The sequence below is a fragment of the Bacillus sp. MT94 genome (assembly GCF_058792475.1).
In genome coordinates, this window is record NZ_JBXAEZ010000002.1 from 109,485 (window position 1) to 121,603 (window position 12,119).

11 protein-coding genes and 1 pseudogene are annotated in these 12,119 nt (G+C 35.3%); 3 read left to right on the forward strand and 9 right to left on the reverse strand.

Annotation, left to right across the window (positions count from 1 at the left end; genetic code table 11):
• The first annotated feature begins 23 nt into the window (after positions 1-23).
• From AC1Q51_RS06200 to AC1Q51_RS06210, 3 genes are all read left to right on the forward strand, one after another.
• Positions 24-590, forward strand: a complete 567-nt coding sequence (locus AC1Q51_RS06200; protein WP_016512393.1) for a hypothetical protein — start codon at positions 24-26, stop codon at positions 588-590.
• A gap of 78 nt (positions 591-668) precedes the next feature.
• Complete coding sequence (locus AC1Q51_RS06205; protein WP_492331454.1) at positions 669-1,550, forward strand: hypothetical protein; 882 nt, start codon at positions 669-671, stop codon at positions 1,548-1,550.
• Positions 1,551-1,668: 118 nt separating this feature from the next.
• On the forward strand, positions 1,669-3,216 hold the full coding sequence (locus AC1Q51_RS06210) for a recombinase family protein (RefSeq protein ID WP_016512391.1): 1,548 nt from the start codon (positions 1,669-1,671) through the stop codon (positions 3,214-3,216).
• Between the two features lie 32 nt (positions 3,217-3,248).
• On the opposite strand, the pseudogene dpaB reads toward AC1Q51_RS06210, so the two are convergent.
• The 9 genes and pseudogenes from dpaB to truB form a co-directional block, all read right to left on the reverse strand.
• Positions 3,249-3,674 (reverse strand): annotated as a pseudogene (gene dpaB / locus AC1Q51_RS06215) (dipicolinate synthase subunit B); the annotation flags it as partial.
• A complete protein-coding gene (gene dpaA / locus AC1Q51_RS06220; RefSeq protein ID WP_000954735.1) occupies positions 3,671-4,573 on the reverse strand; it encodes a dipicolinic acid synthetase subunit A in 903 nt (300 codons plus the stop codon). The pseudogene dpaB and the gene dpaA, both read right to left, overlap by 4 nt.
• Positions 4,574-4,743: 170 nt before the next feature.
• Entirely contained in the window at positions 4,744-4,995 is a 252-nt protein-coding gene (locus AC1Q51_RS06225; protein WP_001239757.1) for a YlmC/YmxH family sporulation protein, read from the reverse strand.
• 134 nt (positions 4,996-5,129) lie between these two features.
• A complete protein-coding gene (locus tag AC1Q51_RS06230; RefSeq protein ID WP_000593001.1) occupies positions 5,130-6,371 on the reverse strand; it encodes a M16 family metallopeptidase in 1,242 nt (413 codons plus the stop codon).
• 87 nt (positions 6,372-6,458) lie between these two features.
• Positions 6,459-7,358: a polysaccharide deacetylase family protein gene (locus AC1Q51_RS06235; protein WP_090977196.1), complete on the reverse strand. Its 900-nt coding sequence runs from the start codon at positions 7,356-7,358 to the stop codon at positions 6,459-6,461.
• A gap of 152 nt (positions 7,359-7,510) precedes the next feature.
• Positions 7,511-9,649: a polyribonucleotide nucleotidyltransferase gene (gene pnp, locus AC1Q51_RS06240; RefSeq protein ID WP_097924678.1), complete on the reverse strand. Its 2,139-nt coding sequence runs from the start codon at positions 9,647-9,649 to the stop codon at positions 7,511-7,513.
• Between the two features lie 160 nt (positions 9,650-9,809).
• Entirely contained in the window at positions 9,810-10,079 is a 270-nt protein-coding gene (rpsO, locus tag AC1Q51_RS06245; protein WP_001229392.1) for a 30S ribosomal protein S15, read from the reverse strand.
• 100 nt (positions 10,080-10,179) lie between these two features.
• Positions 10,180-11,151 (reverse strand): bifunctional riboflavin kinase/FAD synthetase, encoded by a 972-nt coding sequence (gene ribF / locus AC1Q51_RS06250; RefSeq protein WP_000766703.1) that lies wholly within the window; start codon positions 11,149-11,151, stop codon positions 10,180-10,182.
• A gap of 43 nt (positions 11,152-11,194) precedes the next feature.
• The gene (gene truB / locus AC1Q51_RS06255) at positions 11,195-12,118 is read right to left on the reverse strand and encodes a tRNA pseudouridine(55) synthase TruB (protein WP_000399362.1); all 924 of its coding nucleotides are present in this window, start codon (positions 12,116-12,118) and stop codon (positions 11,195-11,197) included.
• Between the last annotated feature and the right edge of the window lies 1 nt (position 12,119).

Consider the following 12,119-nt stretch of genomic DNA (forward strand, 5'->3'; position numbering starts at 1 on the left):
TATTAACTTATGGAGGATTAATAATGAAAAAGTACCTAGTACCATTTACAGTGCTCTTTTTATCTATTGGACTAGTTGGTTGTGATACTAACAATCCAGTTAAAGAAGACGAACAACACGCACAAGAAGAAACAAAGAGTGCAGAAGAACAACATCAGGTAGAAGAAAAAGTAAAACAAGAAGAACAACAACGTCAGGAAGCTGAAGTGCAACGCCAAGCGGAAGAAAAAGCGAAGCAAGAACAAGCAACCAAAGCAGAGCAACATCAGAATCAAGAAAAACAACTCGACGAAAATGATTCCAGTAATCAATCAGCACCAAAAATAGAAGGACCCGAATCGGAGCGATTCAAGGAGGAGCAAATAAGAAAACTTCAAGCCGCTGATCCAAAAGAGAAAGAGGAAGCTTTCGATAGGGCGGCAGCCTCTCGCCGTGAACGATTCGAGAGACAAGAAATTGAAAAAATGGATTGCGATACAGCACGTTCTGCGTTATCTCAATTAGAACAAATGGATGACAATCCGATCGCAAAAAAACAGGCACTTGATTATCAAGATAAAATAGCAAGGTGCAACAAATCAGGTGATTAAGCAACCACACGTTCATTTAAAGACCCATACATATTAATATTCATTGTTATATAAAGTTGTAGAAGGGAACTGATATAAATGACTTTTATAAAAGATATAGCTTCTTTTTCTGAAGGATTATCTAAAGCTTTTCCAATAATTCTATCCATATCCTCTTTTTTGGGCGTTCTAATTATCTATAATAAGAAAACCAATTTTGATTTAATATTTGAAGGAAAACACATTAGGTTTTTAACAAAGATGACACAATCTATTACGGCCTTTATTGGATTTTATCTTCTATTCCAATTTGTATCGTTCTCCTTATATTTTATTGGTCTTCCTAAACCAACAAAAGTTAAATTGAATACAATATATACTATAGATATTATGTTAGTTTTCATCTTAATTATCTCTATATTAATTTATATTGCATTTAAAATAATTCGTACCGCTTTAAACTATTTACACACAATTAACAGTTACCAAAATTTTATTAACAAAAAAAATGAGTGGCTAAACCAACATAATAAAACTAAAAATGCTCTTATTTTCATCAAAAATGGCATCATTTTTATGTATTTGGGTCTAAACAAACTTATATATATTATACTTGTGGTTGCTAGTCTACTTACCCAAGCCATGCATTTCTATTTAGCTAAAGAACAAATACTAAAATTTGATCTAACATCTCAACAGGCTATTCAATTTTTAGTTGGTCCAATAGTAATTTGGGTTTTCCTAATTGCGATTATGTATCTCTATCTTAAAGAAATAGGTGAATTAAAAAAAGTTTACTATACTGTAAAGTTCATTTCAGAAACTAATGTCAAAAATGAAGAATTAATTCATCTCCATACTCGTTCAACTAAAGAATGGGTTCTAGTAAGAGTAAATGATTTACAGGAACAAAATACAATTTTTCTTTATAATCCAGAAACAAAAAACTGGCTTGAATACAATAAAGTAATTCATGATTAGAAAGTCCAATTCATGGGCTTTTTTAATCATATTAAATCCGGCTAGCTTTTTATATTATCATTTACTTCATTCCAATCATTACAATTCATATAATACATATCAATAAGGAGGTTTAACTATGAAAACCGCAATCTACCTAAGAAAATCTCGTGCCGATCTCGAAGCTGAAGCACGTGGTGAAGGTGAAACATTAGCAAAGCACCGCACTACCCTGCTAAAAATTGCCAAGGAAATGAACTTAAATGTTTTATCTGTCCGTGAGGAAATCGTATCTGGTGAGAGCTTAGTAAAACGCCCTGAGATGTTAGCGCTGCTCGAAGAAATTGAAGATAACAAATATGATGTTGTTCTTTGTATGGATATGGATCGTTTAGGTCGTGGTGGTATGAAAGAGCAAGGAATCATTTTAGAGACGTTTAAACGCTCGAATACGAAGATTATGACACCTAGGAAGACTTATGACCTTAATGATGAGTGGGATGAAGAATACAGCGAATTTGAAGCTTTTATGGCTCGTAAGGAGTTAAAGATTATTACACGCCGTATGCAACGAGGTCGTGTCGCCAGTGTAGAGGCTGGGAATTACCTTGGTACACATGCACCATTCGGATATGATATCCATCGCTTAAATAAGCGAGAACGTACTTTAACGATTATTCCAGAAGAAGCTTCAGTTGTAAGAATGATATTTGATTGGTATGCAAATGAGGATATGGGAGCAAATGCAATTAGAAGCAAGTTAAATGACCTTGGCTACAAAAGTAAGCTAGGTAATGAATGGAACCCCTACAGCATCTTAGATATATTAAAAAATAATGTGTATATCGGAAAGGTGACTTGGCAAAAGAGAAAAGAAGTAAAACGTCCTGACGCTGTGAAACGTAGTTGTGCAAGACAAGATAAATCAGAGTGGATTATTGCTGATGGCAAACATGAGCCCATCATACCCCAGAGCTTATTTGAGCAAGTACAAGAAAAATTAAACTCAAGATATCACATTCCCTACAATACGAACGGAATAAAAAATCCATTGGCTGGTATTATTAAATGCGCTAAATGTGGTTACAGTATGGTACAACGTTATCCAAAGAATCGAAAAGAAACGATGGATTGTAAACACCGTGGCTGTGAAAACAAATCAAGTTATACTGAATTAATTGAAAAGCGTTTACTCGAGGCATTAAAAGAATGGTACATCAATTATAAAGCTGATTTTGAAAAACATAAGCAAGATGACAAATTAAAAGAAACACAAGTTATTCAAATGAATGAAGCTGCATTGCGCAAGCTTGAAAAAGAATTAGTGGATGTCCAAAAACAAAAAAATAATTTACATGATTTATTAGAACGTGGCGTTTACACAGTCGATATGTTTTTAGAACGCTCGAATGTAGTTTCTGACCGTATAACTGAAATTACTTCCACTATGAAAAACTTAAAGAAAGAAATTAAAACCGAAATTAAGAAGGAAAAAGTCAAGAAAGACACAATACCTCAAGTGGAGCATGTTCTTGATCTGTACTTTAAAACAGATGATCCCAAAAAGAAAAACAGCCTCCTAAAGTCGGTTTTAGAAAAGGCTGTTTATAAAAAGGAAAAATGGCAAAGGCTCGATGATTTCGAACTTGTGCTTTACCCTAAGCTCCCTCAAGATGGCGACATATAAGCGTTTATGCTTTGTCGTCACCTTATTGGTGTAATTAGATTTACCCCATTTAATCCTAAAGCATCATTCGTCGAAACTGCCAATACGACAGGCTTGCCATTTCTTAGCGTCGCTTTTGCTGCCATTAGTACTGGAGAATCTGTCATTGCATTTGCAAATTTACTCATAGAATTTCCTGTTAAAGGAGCGATTACCATGCAGTCTAATGGAATTTTAGGTCCAAGTGGCTCTGCTCCAACAATTGAATTAATTGCTTTAAAACCTGTTATTTCTTCAATTTTCTTAATCCACTCTGCTCCTTCTCCAAATCTAGTATTTGTTGATTGAACAGTGTATGAAACAACGGGACGTACTTCTGCCCCTTCAGCAATTAATTTTTCTAAGTGCGGCATAACTTCCTCATACGTACAATGTGAACCCGTAAATCCGAAACCAATTCGTTTCCCCTTCAAACTCATTTCTTTTCCTCCTCCTTTGCAATTGCATCTGCTGCTAATAACTGAGAAAGAACATTTGCTAAAATTTGCCCAGCCGTTTTGGGAGCAACAATACCTGGTAATCCAGGTGCTAGCAACGCTTTGACTCCTCTTTTTTCCGCATATCTAAAGTCAGTACCGCCTGGTTTAGAGGCTAAATCAATCACTAACGTATGAGCTGGCATTTTTGCAATAACATTCGCTGTTACAACGAGGTGCGGAATTGTATTGATTACAATATCGATATTTCCTACTTCTTTCTCTATGTCTTGCATATGAAAAGGAGAAAACATCATTTCTGTAATACGTGCAATATGTTCAGATCGTCTTGCTCCAACTTTGACATGGGCTCCTAATGATTGAAATGCTCTCGCAACACTCATTCCTGTTCTACCAAATCCTAGAACCATTACATTGGACCCATGAATTGTATAGTCGGTATGTTGAATTACCATCATTAATGTACCTTCGACAGTTGGAATAGAATTGTATATTGCCACATCATCACGATCAAATAATTTAACAAGTTTTCGGTTCGTAGTAGATACGAGATTTTCCAAGTAAGGTGTACCAATACCCGAATATATAGTAAAGTGTTCTGGTGTATTTTCAATTTGTTCTTTCGTTATTGAAACTTTTTCATTTGAAAAAATAGTATCTACTTCTCCTTTAGCATTTGTACCTGCAACCGGCAAAATAATTGCGTCTACAGAAGTGAAATCTAAATTTTGTATACTTTCTTTTGCTGCCCCTGTGAAACCATGATCTAACTGATCAAACCCTATCAAAGAAAGTTTCGCATCCAATTCAACTAGCTTACGAATTACTTCTAGCTGCCTTGCATCTCCTCCTATGACAGCAATATGCATCTCAGTCAACATTCCCTAATTCACCTTCTTTTTCTGTCATTTATAAGAAAAGTGCCTACTTTTTCTTTTTCCTCCACATCATATGTAATGTACGAGTTTATGGTGATTGAAAATCCAAATGCACATATGATTTATCAGGTTTCTATGTAGATACAAAAAAAGATGACCAAAATGGCCATCCTTCACTCCGAATTTGAACGATCTATACTATCACAAAGAAGCATATCATGTCCGACTTTCTTTATTTGATTCCATGCCACCCTTACTTCTTGTGGTTCCTTTTTAAAACCTCCCCACTTCCCTACAGGTATTATAAGTGTTTGTATTTGTCCGTCTTTCTCATTAATCTCTAAATCCATATAACCTAAGACTCCCATTTTTTCCGCTTTTTCTATATCTACAACCTCTTTACCACTTAATTCACTTAATCGCATACATACTCCACTCCCCTACTGAATTTTTCATTTGCATTGTCTATAATTAGTACCTATTCTATATGTATAAAAAAAATAACCTTCTCTCATTTAAAAAGAGAGAAGGTTATTATCAGATACATCATAAAAATCGATTATAGTTTTATTCCTTTTGGAAGTTTTCCGTCTGGACTAATAAGTGCCGCAGAGAATTCATCAGTAAACATGTTGCGAATTAATCCGTCCACATTTTCTTTTGTTACAGTGTTTACACTTTCAATAATCTCATCAAGTGAACGATGTTTACGAAGAAGCAATTCATTTTTACCGTTACGACTCATACGGCTATTTGTACTTTCTAAACTTAACATTAAGTTTCCTTTTAATTGCTCTTTACTATTCATAAGCTCTTTTTCTGTAATACCTGTATTTTTCAATGTCTCTAATGTTTCTTGCATTGTTTCATACAGTGTATCTAATTGTTGGCTACCTGTTCCACCGTAAAGTGTTAACATACCTGTATCTTCATAAGAAGAGTGGTAAGAAAATACCGAGTAAGCTAATCCACGTTGCTCACGTACTTCTTGGAATAAACGGCTACTCATGCTACCGCCTAAAACATTATTTAATACAATTAAGTTATAAATATCTTCGTGTCCCATTTGTAAGCCTTTATATCCTAGACATAAATGAGCTTGTTCCGTTTCCTTTTTACGGGCTACCTTATTGAAATGGAAAATTGGGCTATGTACTTGTTCACGGTTTGTTGTTCCTTCATAACTACCGAAATATTGCTCCACTGTTTGTAAAAATGCTTCATCAATATTTCCTGCAACTGATACAACTACATTTTCAGGTGTGTAATGATCTTTTATATATTGACGTAACGTATCACCTGTAAACGTATTAAGCGTTTCTTCTGTTCCTAAAATAGGATATCCAAGTGGATGCGTTTCATATGTTGCTTTCGTTAACATATCATGCACAATATCATCTGGCGCATCTTCGTACATTTTAATTTCTTCACATACGACATTCTTCTCTTTTTTCAGTTCTTCCTCATCAAATGTTGAATTAAAGAACATATCTGCTAAAACATCTAAAGCATATTTAGCATGCTCATCTAATACTTTTGCATAGTAACAAGTATATTCTTTTGAAGTAAATGCATTCACTTGCCCACCAATGCTATCAAATGATTCTGCAATCTCTCGTGCACTACGTGTTTCTGTCCCTTTAAAGAACATATGCTCTAAAAAGTGAGAAATCCCATTATTTTTTTCATTTTCATTTCTTGATCCCGCATGGATCCAAATACCAATTGCAACCGATCTTACAGTTGGTATATTCTCCATAACTATTCTTACACCATTTTTACAAGTATATTTTTTAATCAAAAACTTTCCTCCTACTGCCAGTTTCTCTAAATAAAACGCTATTATTTAATGATAACAAGTTTAAGGATGAATGTCATGCAAATGTATTTAATCCACACGTTTTTCATCCAGTAATTCAGTTATATTCCCCACTTTATATCCTTGTTCCTTCAATTTTATAATCATTGTTTCTAAAGCCTCTTCTGTAGACGAAGTAGGATGCATTAATATGATAGCACCTGGATGTATTTTTCTCATTACTCTCTGCAATAGTACATCCGGCTCAGGTCGCTTCCAATCAATCGTATCTACAGTCCACATAATCGTTCCCATTTGAAAATCATCTGCAATCTTTACGACTTCATCTCGAAAGCTTCCACTCGGCGGGGCAAACCATCTTACTTTTTGATTCGTTGCTACTTCTATCATTCGATTTGTTTTTTGTAACTGATCTCGTATTTCATCTGACGATAACGTTTTCATATTAGGGTGTGTGTATGAGTGATTTCCAACTTCTTGTTTTGCATCGACAATCATTTTTGCAAACCGCAAATTTTCTTTCACCCAACGTCCTTCTAAAAAGAAAGTGGCCTTCACATCATGCTTTTTCAAGATTTCTAATATGCGAGGCAAATACTCATTTCCCCATGCCACATTTATTGTTAATCCTACCATCTTTTTATTTGGATGCCCTCTATAAATTGGAGCTGGTGATAAATCTTCCAAATGAACACTCGGTGAGACTTCTTTGAATTCAAGATATTTTTGATCAAATTCCTTTAGCTTCTTCATATTATTATACGATGCTTCAATATCCACTTGTCTTCCATTATATCCAGGTGTTGCCTTCCATATTTTATCAATCATCGCATTTTGAGGTGCAATCTCATACTGTTTTGCATGCTTTTGAATTTCTTCATGCAAGTTATCTTGTGCAAAAACAGAATAAGAGCCTAAACTGACATATAAAGAAAATATACATATGTATGCCAATATACGAACTTTCATATAAACCCTCCCAAATTAACTATATAAAAACATTTTCTTCTTATCTTTGTTAATTTGAGCGTTATAATGAAAACTATACCTATACCGACATAAAAATATATGAACATCATGTTTTTTACATAACAAAAAAAGCCAGTTTAACTGGCTTTTACTTATTGCTGCTCTTGTTTGTTTTCTTCTTTAGCAGCTTCTTTTTCTTGCTCTTCTTTTAGCAATACTTTTCTAGATAGATTTACGCGACCTTGCTTGTCAATCTCGATAACTTTAACTGTAATTACATCACCGATTTTCACAACGTCTTCTACTTTACCTACACGCTCAAGTGCAAGTTCAGAAATATGAACTAATCCATCTTTACCGCTGAATAATTCAACGAAAGCACCAAATTTCTCAACACGTTTCACTTTTCCTTCGTAGATCTCACCTACTTGTACTTCGCGAACGATATCTTCGATAATCTTCTTAGCTTTGTCGTTCATTTCTTGATTTATTGATGAAATGAATACTGTACCATCTTGCTCGATGTCAATTTTAACGCCAGTTTCTTCAATAATTTTATTGATTTGTTTACCGCTTGGTCCAATAACGTCACGGATTTTATCTGGGTTGATTGTCATTGTAATAATCTTTGGAGCGTAAGCTGATAATTCAGTACGTGGCTCTGCAATAACAGATAACATATGATTTAGAATGTGCACACGACCAATTTTCGCTTGTTGTAATGCCTCTTCTAAAATCTCACGTGATAAACCATCGATTTTAATGTCCATTTGCAGCGCAGTTACACCTTGTGCTGTACCTGCTACTTTAAAGTCCATATCACCTAAATGATCTTCCATACCTTGAATATCAGATAAAATTGTGTAATGCTCACCAGATTTAACCAGACCCATTGCAATACCTGCAACTGGAGCTTTAAGTGGAACACCCGCATCCATCATTGCTAAAGTACTACCACAAATACTTGCTTGTGAAGTAGAACCATTTGATTCTAATACTTCAGATACAAGGCGTACTGTGTATGGGAAATCTTTTTCAGATGGAATTACAGGCTCAAGTGCGCGCTCTCCTAGTGCACCGTGACCAATTTCACGACGACCTGGTCCACGCATCGGTCTTGTTTCACCAACACTAAATGATGGGAAATTGTAATGGTGCATAAAGCGTTTTGATTCTTCTACACCAAGACCATCTAAAATTTGCACATCGCCTAATGCACCTAATGTACAAATACTTAATGCTTGTGTTTGTCCACGTGTGAATAAACCAGAACCGTGTGTACGAGATAAAATACCAACCTCTGATGCTAAAGGACGGATTTCGTCACCTTTACGGCCATCTGGGCGAATTTTTTCAACTGTAATAAGACGACGTACTTCTTCTTTTACAATTTTATATAAAATCTCATTTACTTGTCCTAATGTATCAGCGTCAGCTTCCACAGCTTCGTAATGCTCGATTACACGCTTTTTCACTTCGTTAATTGCATCTTCACGTGCATGTTTCTCATGTACTTGAATTGCAGAATGCATATCCTTCTCAGCCATTTCACGTACAGCTTGATTAAGATCAGCGTCAACTTCATAAAGTTTCACTTCTGATTTCTCTTTACCTACAGCTTGTACAATCTCTTCTTGGAATGCAATTAAACGTTTAATTTCATCATGACCAAACATAATTGCTTCTAACATTGTTTCTTCAGGCACTTGATCTGCTCCTGCTTCAACCATGTTAATCGCATCTTTCGTACCAGCTACAACTAAGTGGATATCACTTTGTTCTTGCTGTTCTACTGTTGGATTAATAACGAATTCGCCATTAATACGACCAACTGTCGCACCAGCGATTGGACCTTCAAATGGAATATCTGAAATCGATAACGCTAATGAAGAACCAAGCATAGCTGCCATTTCAGAAGAACAATCCTGATCAACACTCATTACAATGCTGACAACTTGTACTTCGTTACGGAAACCATCTGCGAATAGCGGACGAATTGGACGGTCGATTAAACGACTTGCCAAAATTGCTTTTTCACTTGGACGACCTTCACGCTTAATAAAACCGCCAGGAATTTTTCCGACTGCATATAAACGCTCTTCATAGTTTACTGTAAGTGGGAAAAAATCTACATTTTTAGCTTCTTTTGATGCAGTTGCTGTAGATAGAACCGCTGTATCGCCATATCTTACTAATACTGCTCCGTTCGCTTGTTTGGCAAGCTGACCAGTTTCAACTGTTAGCTGGCGACCAGCTAAATCTATCGAGAAGACTTGCTTTTCTTGACTCATTTAAGTACCCCTCTCAATTTAAAGTATTCAATTCTTCTATGTAAATGGATAGTATATCACAATATTCTACCTCTAGTATTGCCTAAAATTAAGTAAGCTATAAAGCGTAGAAGATATATTTTTACCTAACAAAAAAGCGGGAATATTCCCGCTTCTTTGACTATCGACGTAAGCCAAGCTTTGTGATTAATTCACGGTAACGTGTGATATCGCTATTACGAAGGTAAGTTAGTAAATTACGACGTTTACCAACCATCTTTAATAGACCACGACGTGAATGATGATCTTTCTTGTGAGTACGTAAGTGCTCGTTTAGAGTGTTAATTTGCTCCGTTAGGACAGCAATTTGAACCTCTGGAGAACCAGTATCAGTCTCATGAGTTCTAAATTGTGCAATGATTTCATTTTTACGCTCTTGTGTTAAAGCCATCCTATTTCACCTCCTATTAATTAAACCCCCAATTACCTAGCAAGCGTCGGTGAGTCGCAATGCCAAGCAATGGTTGTCATAAAGTACATAACATAGAATACTACTTTTCATTTGAAAAAGCAAGTATATTCTTTTCGCTCGCAAAATATTCTTGTGCTGTTTTCTTATCTTTTGCGATTTGTTCAACTAACTCATCAATGCCATTGAATTTCTTCTCTTCTCTTATACGCATATGCCACTCTACTGTAACATTTTGATCGTATATATCTTTGTTAAATTCAAATAAGTGCACTTCAATTGATAATTGACGCTCATCTTCTTTAAAAGTCGGTTTATATCCAATATTACATACACCATCGTACCATTCATCGTGAACTTTTAATCTCACTGCATAAACACCTACAGGTGGCAATAAATACTCATCACTTAAACCTACATTAGCTGTTGGAAAACCAATTTGACGCCCACGTTTGTCGCCGTGTATAACTGTTCCCGCTACAGTATAGGCTCTACCTAAAATAGATGGAATTTGTTCCATTTCGCCATTTCGAATTAACTTTCGTAATGCTGTAGAACTTACTTTCTCTTCTTGAAATTCAACTTTTTCAATCACAGTTTGTGTAAACTCCCCTCTTGCATGAAATGGTAAAGTCTCCATCTTTCCTTTTCCTAAACGTCCATATGAATAATCAAACCCTGCTACTACATGCTTTACATTTAAACCAATAATATAATCATCTACAAATTGTTGTGGTAATAACCCTGCAAATGATTCATCAAATTTAATCACATATAATATATCGATTCCTAAGCTTTCGACTATTTTTTCTTTATCACGCATTGGTGTAATATACTCCACATGCGCATCCTTTTTCCCTAAAACAACAGATGGATGAGGATGAAATGTCATAACTGCACTTTTATATCCTCGGTCGTCCGCTATTTTTTTCGCAGTTCGAATTACACATTGATGTCCTAAATGAATGCCATCAAAAAATCCTAATGCCATTACAGTAGGTGGTAATTCTAATTTATTTTGTTCATGTGGATGAGTTAAATGAATAAGTTTCACGCTTGAATTCACCTTTTTCTGTAATAATCCTTCCAATAATTCATTATAGCTTTAGTTCTTGATTATTCACAAGTACTTTCATCGGCTTTAACATGCCAGGATGTTTCGGATGATGTTCATAAATTGCTAAGCAACGATCATTTTTATCAAACACTGTAATAAATGGTGCTGTTATTTCTAATTCATTCTTTAAGAACATACCATTCTTGATTTTCTCTGCTTGCTTTTCATCTACAACCATTTTTGGAAACTTACTTAATGCTTCATCAATTGAAATGAAGATAGACTCTACTGTTCCATTTTGCACGTTTTCTTCAATTTCTTCAAATGATATGCAATCTTCTAATAAAAATTCACCAGATGCCGTTCTTACAAGGTGAGACATATGTGATGGGAAACCAAGTTTCTCCCCGATCATTACCGCTAACGTTCTTACATATGTTCCTTTACTACACGTTACACGGAAACGGAATGAAATATTTTCTCCTTCAAAAACTTCACGGTCATCAAGTAATACGAATTCATGAATCGTAATTGTACGAACTGGACGTTCCACCTCTTGTCCTGCTCTTGCATATTCATATAATTTTTTCCCGTTTACTTTTACAGCTGAGAACATTGGTGGCATTTGTTCAATCGTGCCTGTTAATTCCGCTAGTACCTCTTCTACTTCTTTACGTGTAATAACACGGTTTACATCTTGTTTCTCCACAACTTCACCAGAAGCATCTTCTGTTGTTGTTGAAAACCCTAATGTTACTTCACCTTCATATGTTTTCGTTTCACTTGTTAAAAATTGTGCAATCTTCGTTGCTCTCCCCACACAAAGTGGTAATACTCCCGTTACATCTGGGTCTAATGTTCCCGTATGACCAATTCTCTTTTCTCGCAATATCTTTCTTAATTTAAATACACAATCATGTGATGTCATGCCTTTTGGCTTATGTAATAATACTACACCTTCCATA

Bases quoted from the DNA above. Each gene is read 5' to 3' on its own strand.
- AC1Q51_RS06205 (WP_492331454.1), top strand. From the start codon at position 669: ATGACTTTTATAAAAGATATAGCTTCTTTTTCTGAAGGATTATCTAAA.
- dpaA (WP_000954735.1), bottom strand. From the start codon at position 4,573: ATGTTGACTGAGATGCATATTGCTGTCATAGGAGGAGATGCAAGGCAG.
- rpsO (WP_001229392.1), bottom strand. From the start codon at position 10,079: ATGGCTTTAACACAAGAGCGTAAAAATGAAATCATTGCACAATTTAGA.
- AC1Q51_RS06210 (WP_016512391.1), top strand. From the start codon at position 1,669: ATGAAAACCGCAATCTACCTAAGAAAATCTCGTGCCGATCTCGAAGCT.
- AC1Q51_RS06235 (WP_090977196.1), bottom strand. From the start codon at position 7,358: ATGAAAGTTCGTATATTGGCATACATATGTATATTTTCTTTATATGTC.
- truB (WP_000399362.1), bottom strand. From the start codon at position 12,118: ATGGAAGGTGTAGTATTATTACATAAGCCAAAAGGCATGACATCACAT.
- pnp (WP_097924678.1), bottom strand. From the start codon at position 9,649: ATGAGTCAAGAAAAGCAAGTCTTCTCGATAGATTTAGCTGGTCGCCAG.
- AC1Q51_RS06225 (WP_001239757.1), bottom strand. From the start codon at position 4,995: ATGCGATTAAGTGAATTAAGTGGTAAAGAGGTTGTAGATATAGAAAAA.
- AC1Q51_RS06200 (WP_016512393.1), top strand. From the start codon at position 24: ATGAAAAAGTACCTAGTACCATTTACAGTGCTCTTTTTATCTATTGGA.